Annotated in this window: 16 protein-coding genes; 2 read left to right on the forward strand and 14 right to left on the reverse strand. The window is 59.8% G+C overall.

Going from position 1 to position 17,289, the window contains the following annotated elements:
- The first annotated feature begins 73 nt into the window (after nucleotides 1–73).
- Complete coding sequence (locus HYN24_RS14165; RefSeq protein ID WP_117609853.1) at nucleotides 74–970, forward strand: LysR substrate-binding domain-containing protein; 897 nt, start codon at nucleotides 74–76, stop codon at nucleotides 968–970.
- Between the two features lie 112 nt (nucleotides 971–1,082).
- Here HYN24_RS14165 and HYN24_RS14170 read toward each other — a convergent pair whose 3' ends face one another.
- The 14 genes from HYN24_RS14170 to HYN24_RS14235 all read right to left on the reverse strand — a co-directional run bounded on the left by HYN24_RS14170 (nucleotide 1,083) and on the right by HYN24_RS14235 (nucleotide 16,385).
- On the reverse strand, nucleotides 1,083–2,396 hold the full coding sequence (locus HYN24_RS14170) for a DUF1329 domain-containing protein (protein WP_117609854.1): 1,314 nt from the start codon (nucleotides 2,394–2,396) through the stop codon (nucleotides 1,083–1,085).
- Between the two features lie 21 nt (nucleotides 2,397–2,417).
- Nucleotides 2,418–4,427, reverse strand: coding sequence for a DUF1302 family protein (locus tag HYN24_RS14175; RefSeq protein ID WP_117609855.1), 2,010 nt, complete (start codon nucleotides 4,425–4,427; stop codon nucleotides 2,418–2,420).
- A gap of 66 nt (nucleotides 4,428–4,493) precedes the next feature.
- The gene (locus tag HYN24_RS14180) at nucleotides 4,494–6,884 is read right to left on the reverse strand and encodes an RND family transporter (protein ID WP_117609856.1); all 2,391 of its coding nucleotides are present in this window, start codon (nucleotides 6,882–6,884) and stop codon (nucleotides 4,494–4,496) included.
- 20 nt (nucleotides 6,885–6,904) lie between these two features.
- Nucleotides 6,905–7,861, reverse strand: a complete 957-nt coding sequence (locus HYN24_RS14185; protein ID WP_240327682.1) for a YCF48-related protein — start codon at nucleotides 7,859–7,861, stop codon at nucleotides 6,905–6,907.
- 257 nt (nucleotides 7,862–8,118) lie between these two features.
- Complete coding sequence (locus HYN24_RS14190) at nucleotides 8,119–8,310, reverse strand: 2-hydroxymuconate tautomerase (protein ID WP_117609858.1); 192 nt, start codon at nucleotides 8,308–8,310, stop codon at nucleotides 8,119–8,121.
- 9 nt (nucleotides 8,311–8,319) lie between these two features.
- The gene (gene dmpH / locus HYN24_RS14195) at nucleotides 8,320–9,108 is read right to left on the reverse strand and encodes a 2-oxo-3-hexenedioate decarboxylase (protein ID WP_117609859.1); all 789 of its coding nucleotides are present in this window, start codon (nucleotides 9,106–9,108) and stop codon (nucleotides 8,320–8,322) included.
- Nucleotides 9,105–10,136 carry a 4-hydroxy-2-oxovalerate aldolase gene (gene dmpG, locus HYN24_RS14200; protein WP_117609860.1) on the reverse strand — a complete coding sequence of 344 codons (1,032 nt, stop codon included), beginning with the start codon at nucleotides 10,134–10,136 and terminating at the stop codon, nucleotides 9,105–9,107. Before dmpG ends, dmpH begins: the two co-directional genes overlap by 4 nt.
- Nucleotides 10,137–10,153: 17 nt before the next feature.
- Entirely contained in the window at nucleotides 10,154–11,068 is a 915-nt protein-coding gene (locus tag HYN24_RS14205) for an acetaldehyde dehydrogenase (acetylating) (RefSeq protein ID WP_117609861.1), read from the reverse strand.
- A 24-nt stretch (nucleotides 11,069–11,092) separates the two neighbouring features.
- Nucleotides 11,093–11,887: an SDR family NAD(P)-dependent oxidoreductase gene (locus tag HYN24_RS14210; RefSeq protein ID WP_117609862.1), complete on the reverse strand. Its 795-nt coding sequence runs from the start codon at nucleotides 11,885–11,887 to the stop codon at nucleotides 11,093–11,095.
- Between the two features lie 10 nt (nucleotides 11,888–11,897).
- On the reverse strand, nucleotides 11,898–12,680 hold the full coding sequence (gene dmpE, locus HYN24_RS14215) for a 2-oxopent-4-enoate hydratase (protein WP_117609863.1): 783 nt from the start codon (nucleotides 12,678–12,680) through the stop codon (nucleotides 11,898–11,900).
- A 23-nt stretch (nucleotides 12,681–12,703) separates the two neighbouring features.
- Entirely contained in the window at nucleotides 12,704–13,540 is an 837-nt protein-coding gene (locus tag HYN24_RS14220) for an alpha/beta fold hydrolase (RefSeq protein WP_117609864.1), read from the reverse strand.
- A 10-nt stretch (nucleotides 13,541–13,550) separates the two neighbouring features.
- Complete coding sequence (locus HYN24_RS14225) at nucleotides 13,551–15,005, reverse strand: 2-hydroxymuconic semialdehyde dehydrogenase (protein WP_117609865.1); 1,455 nt, start codon at nucleotides 15,003–15,005, stop codon at nucleotides 13,551–13,553.
- 31 nt (nucleotides 15,006–15,036) lie between these two features.
- Complete coding sequence (locus HYN24_RS14230) at nucleotides 15,037–15,459, reverse strand: heme-binding protein (protein ID WP_117609866.1); 423 nt, start codon at nucleotides 15,457–15,459, stop codon at nucleotides 15,037–15,039.
- Nucleotides 15,459–16,385: a catechol 2,3-dioxygenase gene (locus HYN24_RS14235; RefSeq protein ID WP_117609867.1), complete on the reverse strand. Its 927-nt coding sequence runs from the start codon at nucleotides 16,383–16,385 to the stop codon at nucleotides 15,459–15,461. The genes HYN24_RS14230 and HYN24_RS14235 overlap by 1 nt, the downstream gene beginning before the upstream one ends.
- 187 nt (nucleotides 16,386–16,572) lie before the next feature.
- Here HYN24_RS14235 and HYN24_RS14240 point away from each other — a divergent pair, with 187 nt between their 5' ends.
- Entirely contained in the window at nucleotides 16,573–17,286 is a 714-nt protein-coding gene (locus HYN24_RS14240; RefSeq protein ID WP_117609868.1) for a GntR family transcriptional regulator, read from the forward strand.
- Nucleotides 17,287–17,289 lie beyond the last annotated feature (3 nt).

Below are 17,289 nucleotides of genomic sequence, written 5' to 3' on the forward strand. Positions count from 1 at the left end.
CCTGAGCTATACTGTCCAATACCAGATTTGGCACAACGCCATACCTTTTTGGACAAGCACCAGGGGACAGACCATGGACCTGCGTCACCTCAAATACTTCATCGCTGTCGCCGAAGAACTCAACATCGGCCGGGCCGCGCTGCGGCTGTGCATCTCGCAGCCGCCGCTGACCCGCCAGATTCAGCAACTGGAAGAAGAACTCGGGGTCCAGCTGTTCATCCGCACACCACGCGGCGTTGAACTGACCCAGGCCGGCGAGATGTTCTACGAGGAAGCCAGCAACATCCGCGCCCTCGTCGAACAGGCCATCGAGCGCACCAAGCGGGCCGGCCAGGGCAAGCTCGGGCGGCTCGATATCGGCATTTTCGGCACCGGCATCCTGGGCACCATCCCCAGCCTGCTGCAGCTTTTCCGCGACACCAATCCGGATGTCGTCGTCTCGCTGCACACCATGTCAAAGTCGGAACAGATCGAAGCCTTGCGCCAGCGCCGCATTACCATCGGCTTCAACCGCATGCTGGGGCCGCTGCCCGATATCACGACCGAACTGATCATGCGTGAGCCGCTTTATCTGGTCATCAATGCCGATCACCCGCTGGCCCGACTCGAATCAGTGCCTTTCGTGGAAGTATCGAAATATCCGCTGGTCCTTTTCCCCTCGGGGGCGCGGCCCAACTTTGTCGACCGCATCATCCAGCTCTGCCAGAACATGGGCGTCACGCCGCAGATTTCTCAGGTGGTGGGCGATGCCGTGACCGGCATGGCGCTGGTCGCCGGTGGCTTCGGCATGACCATCGTACCCAAGTCGGCGACCACCATCAGCCTGCCGGGCATTGTCTGCCGGCCATTTCGTGATGCGATCTCGGCCACCGTCGATCTCAGCTGCATTTACCGCAGCGACGACCATTCGCCAATCTTGCAGGCCTTCCTGGCCAGCGTGCAGAAATTCCGGGAATCGCCGACCAATTAGCCGGCAAAATCCAGGCAAAAAATGGGAGGCCAGAAGGCCTCCCAAAGGAGGGAGAGAGGGTTTCCAAAGGAACGCCCTCGCCCGCAGAGACAATTAAAACCTTACAACGCGATCAGTCACCACCGCGCAGGTTCTGCACCTGGAAGAGGCCCGGAGGAGCCTTCTTCGGATCGACCTGGCCCTTGAACTGGGCGGTCGTGCAATGCTTGGCCTGGACGTCAACCATGATCACGCCATCATCGATACCGATACCGGAACCCTTGTTGACCGGCAGGTGATGGTCAGGATGCGACTTGCCAACGCTGAAGGCCTTCCACAGTTCGCCCTTGCGGTCGTAAATGTCGATGGCGCCATTCACGTTCTGCAACTGGGCATCCATGTAGAAAGTCCGCTTGCTAATCGGATGGTTCGGATTGACCGGAGCCGCTTCGAGCACATAGACCTTGCGCAGCTGCCAGGTGGCATCCGGGAAGCAACCGCCCTGACCACCGTAGTTCACGAACTTGTAACCGTCGGCTTCCTTGAACTCGTCGGAGAGCTTGAGTTCGTTGTGGTTCCACATCGGCAACAGCATGTTCTTGGTGCCCTTGTAGGTCCACTTCATGTCGGAAACGCGACCGTTGTAGCCTTCGAAGTCTTCAATCATCAGATCGGAGCCGAGGAAGGAGTCGGTCACCTGGCCCTGGGCCAGACGACGGACGCGACGCTGGAAGCCGAGATACAGGTAGGCATCGTCAAGCTTGCTGTCGTCTTCGAAACGCTGGATGAGGAGCTGAGTGTTCTTCAGATCCTGCGGCTCGTTGGCCTTGACGTAAATGGCGCGGTAGATGCCCGACGGATTCGGGGTGATTTCCGGAATCGGCGCATTGTTGGTGCGATGCATGAAGTTCAGGAAGTGGAAGTCATACTTGATGGTCTTCTCAATCTGCCCGGTGGTCATGTTGCGATAACGCCAGTAGAACGGCGAGATGACGGCACCGTCACCCCAGTTCACACCGTACTTGTAGTTCCAGGCCAGCTTTTCGCCAGCGCGCGGATCTTTCAGATCCGGCTCTTCCGGGAACGGACGGCCGGCCACGTAGCCGGTCAGATTGTCGCCCGGCTTGGCACCCAGCTTGGTCTTGTTCAGATTGGCCTTGGTGGCGTTGATGTAGCCACTGTTGATCATGAACTGGGTGGTGGCACCGACTTTCATTTCGAAAGCACCATCCTTGATCAGCTTGTGCAGACCGACCGAAAGAACTTCCTTGAACTGGTCGGCATTGGCCTTGTTGATCACCGTACCCGGCGTCACACCGGCAACGCTGGGCATGCCGGCCTTGTAGGGATTAAAGGTGTTTTCGACATCAGCTTCCGTCGCAGCGAATGCCGAGCCGACAAATCCTGCTGCCACGAGGGGCAGCAGGGAAATCATGGCTTTTTTCATGTGTTTGTCTCCGGGTAGAAGTTAGAACTTGTAGTTAACACGAACGAAGATGTCGTTTTCCTTGAACGCGGCGCCAATCGGGCCGGCGCGGAAGCGACCGAGGGGTTCCATGCCGCCCAGACCATAGGACTGGCCAACACCCTGAACGCCTGCGTTGTAGCTGGTGAAGGGCTCGTACGGATTACAGGAACGGCAGTCATCGAACTTCCAGCGCGAACGACCTTCAGCCAGTTTGTAGTTGGCACCGAGGGTCACCTTCAGATCGTTCGTCGCATTCCACTCGATCTGCGGCGCAATTGCCGAAGCCTGGGCCTGGAAGTCATGGGCGAAGATGATCTGCGGGCTGAGCGTGCCATTGCGCAGGAAGGCCTTGATCAGCAGGGTAGCGATGAAGTTGTCCTTCCAGTCAGGCATACCGACCGGGCCGAGAGGACCTTGGTTATACTCGTGATTGAAGATGTGCTGGTAGAACAACTGACCGGAGAACAGCGTGGCCGAGGTCTCGCTGATGAACGGAACAAAGGTCGGACGATCGAGACCGATGACCGAACGGAACACATTGTTCTTCGAGTACAACTCGGTCCGCGCCGTATTGGCGAATTCCTCACCGCTGGTATAGGCACCTTCCATACGAACTGCAGCGCCGATAGACGGAAGCTGGAAGTCCATCGAGCCACCAATCAGGTTAACGCGCGGGAAGTACATATCAAAGGCGATCAGGCTCTTGACCGGCCCAACGCCAGGAATATTCCCATTGCCACCGGTGAAGGGATTGACCGTACCATTACCATTGATCGAATGCAGCGACGGCAGTTGCGAACGATAAGTCAGGGCATTGAGCGAGAAGGACAAACCGTTCGCAGTCACGCCTTCAAACTTGCCACCCAGTTGGGTGTTGGACAGCGTCCAGTTCGGAAGATGAACCGTACGGATACCAATCTGATGCGGTCCGAAATCGGTTGCCACCGTGCCACCGCCGGCGAAGTTCGACACCGTGCCACCGTTATCCCACAGATTAGCCATACCGCGGAAGAAACAGCCCGCATCCAGAATCACGTTCGGCGTACCGCACTGGCCCAGGTTGTTGGCGCGGAATTGATCAAAGTTCCAAACCACCTGGAAGTTACGATCCTGCATCGACTCGCTGGCCCCCATGCGATATTCGCCCTGGGCGATCCACATCGGGATACGGATGTCGGACAGTTCGTCGTATATGTTGTTACGCGAATAATCAACCGGGTTGATCACATCGAGCACGCGGAATAGGTCCGTACGGCCCCACACCACCTGCTGCTTACCCACCTTGAGGAACAGTTCCTTGCCATCGCCGAGATCGAAAGTCTTCTTGGCGTACAACTCGCGAACGAAGTCGAGGCGCTTATTGAATTCCGGCATTTCCAGTTCGGACAGCTTCTTGTCACCATAGCCACCAAAGTCTCGGCAGCCACGGCTATCGACATCGCACGGACGGACCGGGACGCCAAATGCCACGCCACCCTCGGTTGCATGCCAACGGTCGCCAAGAACACGCATACCCTCGTTAGGGTTTTGGGTCAGATTAAAACCAAAAGCATTGGTTCCCGGCAGGCCCAGAGCAACACCAATCGGGTTATTGACACCACCACCGTGAGGCACATAGGGCAGATTCAATGGCGTTCCGGCGTTGGTCGGGGCAGGCGGCAAGCCCGGCCCAGCGACGTTCTCTAGAACAATTGGCCCACCAGCATTCTTGCCATACTCGCTGCTGTTCATGCGATAAACGCCGTCATAGCTACCGCGCAGAATGCTGTGGATACCCCAGCCATTTCCGGCTTTCTTGTCCGCTTCAACCTGCAGCGTGTTGCGGAACTTGGCAAGACCGGTGTGCTCGCGATGTGCCGTATGGTTTTCATAGGTCACATCGACCTGCCAGGGCGAAGATTCTTCGCCCATGGACGGCAGATCAGCTGCCCAGGCCTGTGATGCGAAAGTGGCGGAGAGCGCGGCCGCGATGAGCGTCAGACGCCTTCCAGTGTTTTGTTTTGTCTCCATGGATCAAACCCCCAATGGTGTTGTTAAAAAAAGTTTGCTGTTCCCCTCCGGTCTTCCGGAGTGTTATTAATCGTTTTCCAGAACACCGTCTTCGTCGTAATGCACGGCCGTCACAAACTTGGGTTTGAAGACGACGCACCATGACGGCACGATCAGTACGGCAGCGATCGCGTTGACGATGAGCATGAAAGAAAGAAGGATCGCGGCGTCCGACTGGAAGCGCAGGTCGGACATGAAGATCCACATGACGACACCGGCGATCAGCGTCACCGCCGTGAAGCTGACGGCGTAACCGGTGGTGGCGACAGCGGTGATGACGGCCTTCTTCATGTCGCGCATCACGGCGTACTCCTCGCGGATGCGGTCCATGAAATAGACGGCGTAGTCGATACCGACCCCGACGCCGACGGCGATGACCGGCACGGTGTTCACGCTGATCCCAATGTTCAGGGCACCCATGTAGGCGTAGGTCATCAGCGTCGAGAACAGCATCGGCAGGATCATCAGCCAGCCGGCGTGCAGCGAGCTGTAATAGACCATGACGATAAAGAAGGCGAGCAGCATGACCGCCGGGATGATGATCATGTGGTCGGTATGCAGGGCCTGGTTGCCGGCCGCCGTGACGCCGATGATGCCGCCTCCGAGTTCGATGTGCAGACCGGGGACGTCCTTCTCGATCTGCTTGATGCCTTCTTCAGCCAGGGCGACGATGCGGTTGATCGTCTCGGCCTGGTGGTCCTTGTAGTAGAAGACCATGTTGGCTTCGTTTTCGTCGGAAGTAACGAATTCCTTCAAGGCACCGGGAATCGGGCTGGAGGCCATGTAGGCGAACATCAGACCGCCGATTTCGTCGGCCGTGTCAGGCAATTGCATCCAGCGCGGATCGTCGTTGTGGGTCAGCTTGTTGACCACGCGCAGAACGCCCGGCATGGCCTTGGTGCCACCCAGCGTCGGGTCGGACAGCATGTGGGCCTGGAAACGCTCGATGGCGGCCATGACTTCCGGACGCTTGATGCCGCCCTTCTCCTCAACCCGTGCCGCGACGTGCAGTTCCTCGGAACCCGGGAAGCGCGTGTTGATTGCCTTGGTCGATACGTTGTAGTCGTGGCTCAGGTGCAGCAGCGGCGAGCCCGGCTCGGATTCACCAAGTTGCACCTTGCTCACGAAGTAGGTGCCACCAATGGCGCCGATCAGGGTCAGGATCAGGATGGAGCGGGCGCCACCATCGGTACCGCCGGTCAGGGCCATGGCCTTGCCGAGGAAGGCACGGATGCCTTCGTTACCGTTGTGGTGGTTCTTCGGCGCCGGCAGGATGGTCAGGGCCAGCGGGACCATGAAGTGCACCGTGAAGATCACCGAGAAACCCCAGAAACCAGCAGCCAGGCCGAGCTTGAAGTTGAAGGGCGCGGCACCGAGCATGAGGACGGCAATACCAACCGCATCGACGATGATGGCCAGCGAACCGGGACGGAACAAGGCATCGAGCGCATTGCGGGCGGCCTTCTTGCCGTCATGGACAATGGCCAGTTCCTCGTAATAACGCACCACCAGCTGCACACCATGTGACGTGGCACGGGCGGCAATCAGGAAGGGAATCGGCAGGGAAAGCGGCTCGAGGTTGATGCCCATCGCCGCCATGAAGCCAAGGCCCCAGATTGACGACAGCGCAATGCCGAGCAGCGGCAACGCCACACCGTAAAAACGTCGGAAGTAGAGAATCAGGAGGGCGGACAGCAGGAGCAGCGTCCACATCATAATCTCGACGATCTGGTTGAGATAGGTATAGACCCAGCCGGTGAGCACCGGGTTACCGGTCACATAAATCTTGTGCCCCGGCTTGGCCAGGGTCTCGCGCACCTGCTGCAGGGCGGCGAAAGTCGCCGGATAGTCGATCGAGCCCTCGTTCATCTGGGCCTTGATCAGCGCCGCCTTCATATCCGGCGAAACGAGCAGGCCGTAGATGGTCGGGTTGGCGATGACGTCGTTCTTCAACTGCTCGAGTTCGGCTACGGTACGGGTCGGCTTGAGCGGGTCGTAGTAGGACTCGGACGCGAAGCCGCCCTGGTCATCGAGGAAGACCTTGCGCGCCGTGCGGTGCGTCAGGCTGCTGACCAGGTTGTGGTTAACGCTGGGCAGATTGTCCACGCCCTGGGTCGCTTCGTGAATCAGCTTGAGGGTTTCATCGTTGAAGATGGTGCCCTTGTCGACTTCGACCGACATGACGATCATGTTGGCGCCGCCGAAGTTCTCCTTCAGACGGTTGTAGACCTTGATGTAGCCGTGATTCTGCGGCAGCAGATCGGCAAAATCCGTGAAGACGCGCAGGCTGGGTAGGGCCATGCCGAACAGGCAGGTGACGAGCAGAACCAGCGACAGCACGATCTTGGGATTACGGAAAATCCATTCCTCGCCCTGATGCAGGGCGTGGGTAATGGCGTGACGTGTTTTTGCAACCATGGTGTTGTTCTCTCCCTGGCTTATTGTTTGGCGTGCGTGCTGACCGCACGGAGCAGCCCGCCGGGGCCGCCGATCACGATGGCCGACTGGCCGGGCAGGGAAGCGCCGCCACCCAGGAAGACCGGCACCGCGTCGGTATAGGGCACGGCGCGCCAGCTGTTGCCTTCAAGCTGGGCAATGACGCCACCGGCACCGACGCCGAAGGGCTTGCCTTCATGCATGAACAGCCGATTGAGCGCGGCGCGCGTGGTATTGACCTGCTTGCTCCAGGTCTTGCCGCCATCGGTGGTGTGCAGCATCTGGCCAGCCACACCGGCCACCCAGCCTTCGCTGCGCGAAGCAAACAGGGATGCGTAGGGATAGAACTCGCCCGGCATCTTGGGACCCTTCTTCCAGGTCGCACCGCCGTCCTCGGTCATCACCGTCAGGCCGAATTCACCGAGGGCGATGCCATTTTTCTCATCCAGAAACTGGATCGTCGTGATCTGGGTGTCTTCGCCCAGATCGGTGGTCTTCCAGGTGGCGCCACGATCCGCACTGCCGGAGATCACCGAATTGACGCCCGCCACCCACCAGCCACCCTGCTTGTCGCAGGTCACCGCCAGCGGCGTACGCGGCATTTCGAGGGGAACCGACTTCCAGTTGGTGCCATCGGCATCGGCCGACCAGACCTTGTGATAGTGATCGATGGCGACAAAGCCCTGATCGCCGCAGACCGTCATGTCGACCAGCGAGGTATTGCCAAGCACCGTCCGTTTCCAGCTCTTGCCCTGATCTTCAGAGACCAGCACAGCACCACTTTGGGTGCCGGCGACAATGACCTTGCCATTGCTCGCCATCGCCTGACTGATGTCATAGCGCTGCACCGGGCGCAAACGCTCGGCGGCAATCCCAGACATGTCCGGGCCTTGCGAGCAGGCAGTAAGCGCCCCGCACGCAATGGTGGCGCCCAGCGGCAGCCACGATATTTTCTTCACCCAGTCCATCCATTCCTCCAGTTATCCGTGCCTTTTTGGGTGGCACTTTTTTCCGTCATGTTTCGTTTAAAAAGCGAATGACTCTTTGCCTTGTTCAGACTATGCAACACCCCATACAATACCGTCCAATACCAATTAACGCGAACTTGAATACCCTTTAGGTATCAGACTTTTCGCATTGAAAACCGGGCGTTAGTGCATTGAATACGGAGCAACGCGGGCACGGGAAGCCTTCCCCGCACCCCGTCAGTCAGACTTCAGCGTCCGAGTTCCTTGGCTGTCTTGCCGGCAATACCCCACTGGGCTTTCGGCACATCGTGAATCCACACGCGAACGTTTTCGATGGGTGCACCAACCGCTTCGACCAGCGCCGCGGTCACCTTCTCGATGACGGCTTTCTTCTGTTCGTCGGTCCGGCCTTCAACCATGTAAATTTGTGCGAACGGCATGGTGTCTCCTTAGATGAAACGGCAGCTGACGCCGCCCAGCGCCTGAATGCGCAGATTGACGTGATCGCCGGCCTTGACCGCCACAGCCTCGGTGACACCACCAGAGAGGATCATCGTGCCGGCCGGGATTTCCTCGCCGCGGGCGCCAAGATGATTGGCCAGCATGGCGATGGCAGCCGCCGGGTGACCGAGCACGGCAGCGCCGGCACCGATGGCAACCGGCTCACCGTTCTTCTCCATGACCACACCCAGAGTGCGCAAATCGAGACCGGCCACCGGGGTCATCTGGCCGCCGAGGACAAAACGCGACGACGAGCAGTTGTCGGCGATGACGCTCTTGAGATCGAACTTGAAGTCGCGGTAGCGCGAATCGATGATCTCGATGCCCGGCATGATGAAATCGGTAGCAGCAAGGACGGCACCAATATGGCAACCGGGGCCCTTGAGCGCCTTCTTGAGGACGAACACGATTTCCGGCTCGACCTTGGGGTGGATCAATTGATCAATCTTGATTTCGCCACCATCGGCGACGCTGAAGTAATCGACCAGGAAGCCGAAACACGGGGTCTCGACGCCCATTTGCTTCATCTTGGCATGCGAGGTCAGGCCGGCCTTGAGGCCAACGACCTTGTTGCCACGAGCCAGCTTGCGACGCAGGATTTCGGCCTGGATGGCGTAGGCGTCATCCCAGTCCATCTCGGGATGGGCATCGGTAATCTTGACGACGTCATGGGCCTGCAGTTCGGCATTTTCGAGCAGCTCGGCGAGCTGGGCGATGGTTTGTTGGTTCAGTTTCATTTCAGCAGTCCTCTTTCACGCGCCATGCTCATGGCAGTGTCTTCAATCATGTCTTCCTGCCCGCCAACCATGCCGCGACGGCCCAGTTCGACCAGGATGTCGCGGGCCGGCACGCCGTACTTGACGGAGGCCCGCTTGGCGAACAACAGGAAGGAGCCATAGACGCCGGCATAGCCGAGGGTCAGGGCATCACGGTCGATACGGATCGGGAAGTCCATCATCGGCACGACGAGGTCTTCGGCGACGTCGGTGATCTTGGCGACATCAACGCCCGTTTCGATACCCATCAGGCTGCACACGGCGATCAGCACTTCCATCGGCGTATTGCCAGCACCGGCACCCAGACCAGCGGCGGCGGCGTCAATGCGGTTGGCCCCGACTTCAATGGCGGCGATGGAGTTGGCGACACCCATGGCCAGGTTGTGGTGGCCGTGGAAGCCGAGTTCGGTTTCCGGCTTGAGCGCCGCACGCACGGCGCCGAGGCGTTCCTTGACGCCTTCCGGCAGCAGATGGCCGGCCGAATCGGTAACGTAGATACAGTTGGCGCCGTAGCCTTCCATCAGCTTGGCCTGGGTGACCAGACCTTCGGCACTGTTCATGTGGGCCATCATCAGGAAGCCGACGGTGTCCATCTCGAGCTTGCGCGCCATGGTGATGTGCTGCTCGGAGACGTCTGCCTCGGTACAGTGGGTGGCGACGCGGATGGTGTTCACACCCAGGTCACGCGCCATCTTGAGGTGATCGACCGTGCCGATGCCGGGCAGGAGCAGGGCCGAGACCTTGGCCTTCTTCATCTTGGGGATGACGGTGCCGAGGTATTCCTCATCGGTATGGGCCGGGAAGCCGTAGTTGACCGAGGAACCACCGAGGCCGTCACCGTGGGTGACTTCGATGAGCGGAATGCCGGCTTCGTCGAGGCCGGTGGCGATGCTGACCATCTGGTCCAGCGTCATGAGGTGACGCTTGGGATGCATGCCATCGCGCAGGGTCATGTCATGGACGGTAATTTTCTTGCCGCGTAGGGTCATGTTTTTCTCCTTATTCCTTAGGCGACGACGGGCTCAAGCTTGAGCGTGCCCTTGATCATTTCTTCGGCGAACATCTCGGCGGTGCGCGCACCAGCGGCAGTCATGATGTCGAGGTTGCCGGCGTAGGTCGGCAGGAAGTCGCCCAGACCCGTGACTTCCATGTAAACCGAGACACGCTTGCCATCAAAGACCGGGCCATTGACCAGGCGGTAGCCCGGCACGTACTTCTGGACTTCCTTGATCATGGCGTGGATCGATTCGGTGATCTTGGCCTGGTCGGGTTCGGTCTCGGTCAGGCAATGTACGGTGTCGCGCATGACGAGCGGCGGTTCGGCCGGGTTGATGATGATGATGGCCTTGCCCTTCTTGGCGCCCCCGACCTTCTCAACCGCACCGGCGGTGGTGCGGGTGAATTCGTCGATGTTCTTGCGGGTACCGGGACCGGCAGACTTGGAAGACACCGTGGCGACGATTTCGCCGTAGGCGACCGACTGGACGCGGGAAACCGCAGCGACCATCGGAATGGTGGCCTGGCCACCGCAGGTGACCATGTTGACGTTCATTTCACGCTTGCCAACGTGTTCGATGAGATTGACCGGCGGCACGCAGTAGGGGCCGATGGCGGCCGGCGTCAGGTCGATCATGAGGACGCCCAGGGCGTTCAGCTTGCGGCTGTTCTCGGCATGGACGTAGGCGGAAGTCGCGTCGAAGGCGATCTGCACGTTGTCGGCGAGAACGTGCGGCAGGAAGCCGTCGACACCGGTCGAACAGGTCTTCAGGCCCATCTCGGCGGCACGCTTGAGGCCTTCGGATTCCGGGTCGATACCGATCATCCAGACCGGGTCAAGGAAGGGGCTGCGCTTCAACTTGTAGAGCAGGTCGGTCCCGATATTGCCTGGGCCGATCAGGGCGCATTTGATTTTTTGGGTCATCAATATTTCCTTATTGATCGTGGTTCAGCAGATGGTGGAGACAATCCCGCCCTCGACGCGCAGCGCGGCGCCCGTCGTTGCCGCCGCTCTGGCGCTGCAGACGTAGGCGACGAGCGCGGCGACTTCGGCCGGATCGATCATGCGTTTGAGAATGGAACTCGGGCGGCCCTCGGCGAAGAAGCGGCGCTCCATTTCATCGAGGCTGATGCCGGAATCGGCAGCCAGCTTGCCAAAGAAATCAGCGACACCTTCCGAACGGGTCGGGCCGGGCAGCACGGCATTGACCGTGACACCGGTACCGGCGCAGCTCTGGGCCAGACCGCGGGAGACAGCCAGTTGGGCCGACTTGGTCATGCCGTAATGAACCATCTCGCCCGGCGTGTTGATACCGGACTCGCTGGAGATGAAAACGATGCGCCCCCAGTTGGCGACCTTCATCGCCGGCAGATAATGACGGGCCAGTCGGACACCGCTCATCACATTGACGTCAAAGAAACGTTGCCACTCGCTGTCGGCAATCGCCTCGAAAGGCACGGGGTCGAAAATCCCCAGATTGTTGACCAGGATGTCGGCCTGCGGACAGGCGGCAAACAAACTCTGGCAACCTTCAGCCGTCGCCAGATCGGCGGCGATGCCTTGCACCTCGGCTGCAGGAATGGCCGCCTTGAGGCGAGCCACAGCATCTGCCACGGCTGACACTGTACGGCCGTTGATCACGACCTGAGCACCTTCACGGGCCAGTTCGCAGGCGATGGCGAAGCCGATACCCTTGGTCGAACCGCTGACCAGGGCGCGCTTGCCGGAAATTTGCAGGTCCATGGCCGGGCGCTTAAACGAAACGCACCGAGCAGCCACCGAGGCCACCGATGGTCATGCGCAGGTTGTCGCCCTTGACGACAGGGACCATGGCGCCCATCGCACCGGACAACACGATGTCGCCAGCCTTGAGCGCAATGCCCAGCTTGCCCAGGGTGTTTGTCAACCAGACCATGGCATTGACCGGATGACCCATGGTCGCCGCACCGGCGCCGGTGACGACGATTTCGCCATTCTTCTCAAGGACCATGCCGCACAGGCCAAGGTCGATGTCATTGATATCGACGAGTTGATCGCCCAGGACGAAGACACCGCAGGAAGCGTTGTCGGCGACGGTGTCCTGGATCTTGATTTTCCAGTCGGTGATGCGCGAATCGACGATCTCGAAACAGGCCATGACACCTTCGGTTGCGGCCAGCACATCGGCAGCGGTAACGCCCGGGCCTTGCAGATCCTTCTTGAGCAGGAAGGCGATTTCACCTTCGGCTTTCGGCTGGATCAGGGTGCTCATCTCGATGGATTCGCCCTCGTTGTAAACCATGCCGTCGAGCAGGTAGCCGAAGTCCGGCTGATGCACGCCGAGCAGGTTCATGACCGGCTTGCTGGTGACGCCGATCTTCTTGCCGATGACGCGCTCACCCTTGGCCAGCCGACGCGACAGCATCTGCTGCTGGATATGATAGGCATCCTCGATGGTGATATCGAAGCCGCGCGAGGTCAGCGGGCTGACCGTCTTGCCGGCCACCAGGGCTTCGTAGAGTTCGTCGCCGAGTTGGGTGATTTGCGATTGTTCCATGATGCTTTCTCGTGTTTTTTCGGTTATCCGGCCAGAAAATTGCTGACCAGCAAGTTGAAATCGCGGTTGTGTTCAATCTGGACCCAGTGCCCGCAGCGCCCGAAGACATGCAGCTGCGAGTCCTCGATCCAGCGATTAAGCGTCAGCGAATTGGCGAGCGGGATGACCCGGTCGTCGCGGCCGTGGATGACCAGGGTCGGGTGCTTGATCGCCTTGATGTCCGCCTCGGCACTGGCCATGGCATCCACCCAGCGCTGGCGCGGGGCGGGGAACATGGCCGAGAAGGACTCCTGGAAACCGGGACGGATGCTGGCCTGATAGCGCAACTCGGCGAGTTCGTCATTCACCAGGCTGCGATCGTGGGCGAAGATGTCGAGCAGGCTGCGCATGGCCGCCAGCGACGGCTCATAACCCCACACCGCATCGAGTTCCGGCGTAATTTCAAACGGCACGCCGACGCTGCCCATCAGCACCAGCTTGCGCACGCGCTGCGGGTGGCGGATGGCCAGGGCCAGAGCGATGGCCCCGCCGAAGGAATTACCGATGAGGTCGGTCTGTTCGATACCCAGCGCATCGAGCAGGCCGACGGCGTGGTTTACCCAGCCATCGACACCGTACTCAATACCGGCCGGCCGCTCGGTGTAGCCAAAGCCAACCATGTCGGGGGCAATCGCCCGCCGGGTCTTGCCCAGTTCGGGCAGGACCAGACGCCAGTTGGCCCATGCCGTGACGCCCGGCCCGGAGCCGTGGACGAGCAGTACCGGCAGATCATTGCCAGATACGGCACCGACATCGTGATAGTTGGTATCGATACCGCCCGCCACAATGCGGCGGCCGATTTCGGGAGAAGTTGCCGACATGCTCAGCGCCTTACAGCTTGATACAGACGTTCTTGAGTTCGGTGTAGAACTCAAGTGAATGAACGCCACCTTCGCGGCCGATACCGGACTGCTTGGCACCGCCGAAGGGGGTACGCAGATCACGCAGGAACCAGCTGTTGACCCAGACCAGACCGACTTCCATCTGCGCCGCGACACGGTGGGCGCGGTTGATGTTCTGGGTGAACACCGAGGCGGCCAGACCGTAGGTCGTGTTGTTGGCGCGAGCGATGACTTCGTCTTCGCTATCGAAAGGCATGATGGTCGTGCACGGCCCGAAGATTTCTTCCCGAACAACCGTGGCGTTGTCATCCAGACCCGTCCAGATGGTCGGCTGAACCCAGGCACCATTAGCGAGATCGCCCGGCATCTGGGGAATACCGCCGCCGGTGACAACGGTGGCGCCTTCATCGACGGCCTTCTTGTAATACGACAGCACCTTGTCGCGATGTTCCTGGCTGACCAGCGGTCCCATATTGGTGGCCGGGTCGCTCGGCACACCGAGCTTGAGCTTCTCGGTGCCGACTTTCATGCGGGCGACGAATTCTTCAAAAATCGGGCGCTCGACATAGACGCGCTCGGTACCCAGGCAGACCTGGCCGCAATTGGCGAAACAGGAACGCAGAGTGGCTTCGATGGCGACATCGAGGTCGGCGTCGGCAAAGACGATGCCCGGATTCTTGCCGCCCATTTCCAGCGACACCGGACGCGAACCATGAGCCGCAGCCTTGTTAATGATTTCGCCGGTACGCGTTTCACCGGTGAAGGTGATGGCATTGACCTTCTGATTGGTGGTGAGAAATTCACCAGCCGAATTCGGGCCGAAACCATGCACGACGTTATAGACGCCCTTGGGCACGCCACAGGCATTCATCACTTCGCCGAGTAGCGTAGCGGTGGACGGCGTTTCTTCCGACGGCTTGACGACAACCGTGTTGCCGCATGCCAGGGCCGGGCCGACCTTCCAGGTCATGAGCAGGAGCGGCAGGTTCCACGGACAAACCACACCGACGACACCGACCGGGCGGCGGATCGCGTAGTTCAGCGCACCCTTGCCATCCGGCGTGGCCATTTCGAAGAATTCGGTCGGTGCATTCTTGATGACGTCGGCGAAAATCTTGAAGTTGGCAGCACCGCGCGGGATGTCGATGTGCGAGGCGAGGCTCTTCGGCTTGCCGGTATCGGCACATTCGGCTTCGAGGAACTCATCGAAGCGGCGCGTGATCTCGTCGGCCACCTTGTTGAGGATGTCGGTGCGCTCGACCACGGTCATCTTGCCCCACGGCCCCTTCAGGGCGTCGTGGGCAGCCTGGACGGCGGCATCAACTTCTGCCTTGCCGGCTTCATGGACCATGCCGATGATCGAGTTATCGAGCGGCGTGCGCTTTTCGAACTGCTTGGCAGTGGCGACGAATTCGCCGTTGATGAAATTTAGGATCTGTTTCATACCCTTGTTGTTCCCTTGTTATTTGCGCGGCTCAAGCCAGACCAATAGCCGCCAGGCCGGCCCGCGCGCATTCTTCATCTTCGGCTTCGGAGGCACCGGAAACACCGATGCCACCCAGCCAGTCACCCTTGCCCACCGGCAAACCGCCACCAAAGACAATGAGGCGGGGCTGGGCAGCAAAGCCCAGCTTCATGCCTTCATCGTGACCAATCGCCCCCATCCACGCCTTGGTCGGAAAGCCAAAGCTGGCCGAGGTGTAGGCTTTGTCGATGGCAAGATCGATGGAATGGATGAAGGCCCCGGGCATGCGCAGGAAGGCCATGAGATTGCCGCCGCGATCGACCACGGCGACATTGATCTTCCAGCCCTGAGCGGTGGCATGCGCCACCGCCGCTGCACAGGCGGCCGCAGCCGCCTCGGCTGAAATACCGGGGATCGTGGTGGCAACCTGCATCAGGTCACGACGGTCAGGAAGCGGTCGTTGAGCTTGCGGTCATGGTAGAACACCGCCGCACCGACTTCGTCCATGGTCCACTTCGTCGGCTTCTGATCGGGGTAGGCATAGTTGCCACCACAGAAGGTTTCGAAACGGTTGCCATTCGGATCGAAGGCGTAAATCGTCGTGCCACGGGTCACGCCGTGACGCGTCGGTCCGATGTCGATCGAAACGCGGTTCATCGACATCAAGTCGGCGGCGCGCAGCACTTGTTCCCAGGTTTCGAGCAGGAAGGAAACGTGGTGCAGCTTGCCCGGTTCCGGATGGCGGACGAAGGCGATGTCATGGGCTTTGGTCGAGCACGACAGCCAAATGGCGAGATCCTGGTTGTCGTCGAGCGCGATATGTTCGACCAGATAGAAGCCGAGCACGTCCTGGAAGATGGCCTGGGCCTTTTCGATATCCGGACCGTAGAGCAGGCAGTGATCGAGACGGATCGGGGCGATGCCCTTTTCGGCGGAGGCACACCAGGCTTCCGGATTGAGTTCGCCCATCTCGTTGCCAATGGCGGTCTTTTGGGCATACAGCTCGATGTCGTGGCCGGTCGGCAGGGTGAAGCGGACGCGCTCGCCGGTTTCCATCAGTTCGCCGGCCGGGATGCGCTTGGTGGCAACGCCGTAGGCGTTCAGGTCCTTCTCCAGCTTGGCCAGCGTGGCATCGCTATCGACCTTGAACGCGAAGAAGTCGATACCGGCGGTATCGGCCTGACGCAGGATCACGCTGTTGTGATCGCGCTCTTCCCAGGTCTTGAAATAAACGCGGCCCTGAGCATCACGACCGGTTTCGATCAGGCCCAACACCTTCGAATAAAACTCAACGCTTTCTTCCATGTCGAGAACCCGCATCTGAGCGTGTCCGGGACGAAGTACGCCTGTCATTGCCATTTGTCTGCTCCTTTATTTTAGGTGTGATAACTGCACAAAAATCCATGCAATCGATTTACTATAACGATATTGCAACGCAATCTCGACGTCAATACTTTTTCTCGAGATTTTTGATGAGCCCCGAAAATATCGCCCAACAGGGTAGAATTTCGGAATCTGGTCAAACCACTGAACCGAACCTCTCGCCATGACTAACAGCCCTTCCGCTGACGACAGCCGCCCGGCCGAACCAAAGACCCTCGTCGAATCGGCCTACCGTGCCTTGCGCCGCGACATCATCGAAGGGCATCTCGCTCCCGGAGAGAAACTCCGGGTCGAGCACCTCAAGGACAACTACGGGGTCGGCGCCGGCACCTTGCGGGAGGCACTTTCCCTGCTCATTTCCGACGCCCTCGTGGTCAGCCAGGGGCAGCGCGGCTTTCGCGTCGCCCCGGTGTCCCTCGAAGACTTCGAAGACATCACCCAAACCCGCGTCATGCTCGAATGCGACGCCCTGCGCCAATCGATTGCCGCCGGCGACGATGCCTGGGAGGCCAACCTGCTGGCCGCCTTCCATCGCCTGACCAAGGCCGAGGAAAAGCGCATCGGCACCGACGACCGGGAAGAATGGGAAGAGCGCAACCGCATCTTTCACGAGGTGCTGATTTCGGCCTGTCCTTCGCGCTGGCTCAAACACTTTCTCTCCATCCTCTATCAGCAGGCTGAACGCTATCGCCGCCTGTCGCTTTACCTGAAACCGATTCCCCGCGACATCCACGCCGAACATGACGCCCTGCTCCAGGCAGCGATGGCCCGCGATGCCGACAAGGCCACCGCCCTCCTCGGTGAACACATCCTGCTCACCTTCCAGTCCGTCCAGCAGATCCCGAAAGACCAACTGAACGAGAAACTGGCCGCCTGAACG

The organism is Dechloromonas sp. HYN0024, from assembly GCF_003441615.1.
Lineage (GTDB): Bacteria > Pseudomonadota > Gammaproteobacteria > Burkholderiales > Rhodocyclaceae > Azonexus.

Excerpts from the sequence above, each read along its gene's own strand:
- HYN24_RS14165 (WP_117609853.1), top strand. The coding sequence starts at position 74 with ATGGACCTGCGTCACCTCAAATACTTCATCGCTGTCGCCGAAGAACTC.
- HYN24_RS14170 (WP_117609854.1), bottom strand. The coding sequence starts at position 2,396 with ATGAAAAAAGCCATGATTTCCCTGCTGCCCCTCGTGGCAGCAGGATTT.
- HYN24_RS14175 (WP_117609855.1), bottom strand. The coding sequence starts at position 4,427 with ATGGAGACAAAACAAAACACTGGAAGGCGTCTGACGCTCATCGCGGCC.
- HYN24_RS14180 (WP_117609856.1), bottom strand. The coding sequence starts at position 6,884 with ATGGTTGCAAAAACACGTCACGCCATTACCCACGCCCTGCATCAGGGC.
- HYN24_RS14190 (WP_117609858.1), bottom strand. The coding sequence starts at position 8,310 with ATGCCGTTCGCACAAATTTACATGGTTGAAGGCCGGACCGACGAACAG.
- dmpH (WP_117609859.1), bottom strand. The coding sequence starts at position 9,108 with ATGAAACTGAACCAACAAACCATCGCCCAGCTCGCCGAGCTGCTCGAA.
- dmpG (WP_117609860.1), bottom strand. The coding sequence starts at position 10,136 with ATGACCCTACGCGGCAAGAAAATTACCGTCCATGACATGACCCTGCGC.
- HYN24_RS14205 (WP_117609861.1), bottom strand. The coding sequence starts at position 11,068 with ATGACCCAAAAAATCAAATGCGCCCTGATCGGCCCAGGCAATATCGGG.
- HYN24_RS14210 (WP_117609862.1), bottom strand. The coding sequence starts at position 11,887 with ATGGACCTGCAAATTTCCGGCAAGCGCGCCCTGGTCAGCGGTTCGACC.
- dmpE (WP_117609863.1), bottom strand. The coding sequence starts at position 12,680 with ATGGAACAATCGCAAATCACCCAACTCGGCGACGAACTCTACGAAGCC.
- HYN24_RS14220 (WP_117609864.1), bottom strand. The coding sequence starts at position 13,540 with ATGTCGGCAACTTCTCCCGAAATCGGCCGCCGCATTGTGGCGGGCGGT.
- HYN24_RS14225 (WP_117609865.1), bottom strand. The coding sequence starts at position 15,005 with ATGAAACAGATCCTAAATTTCATCAACGGCGAATTCGTCGCCACTGCC.
- HYN24_RS14230 (WP_117609866.1), bottom strand. The coding sequence starts at position 15,459 with ATGCAGGTTGCCACCACGATCCCCGGTATTTCAGCCGAGGCGGCTGCG.
- HYN24_RS14235 (WP_117609867.1), bottom strand. The coding sequence starts at position 16,385 with ATGGCAATGACAGGCGTACTTCGTCCCGGACACGCTCAGATGCGGGTT.
- HYN24_RS14240 (WP_117609868.1), top strand. The coding sequence starts at position 16,573 with ATGACTAACAGCCCTTCCGCTGACGACAGCCGCCCGGCCGAACCAAAG.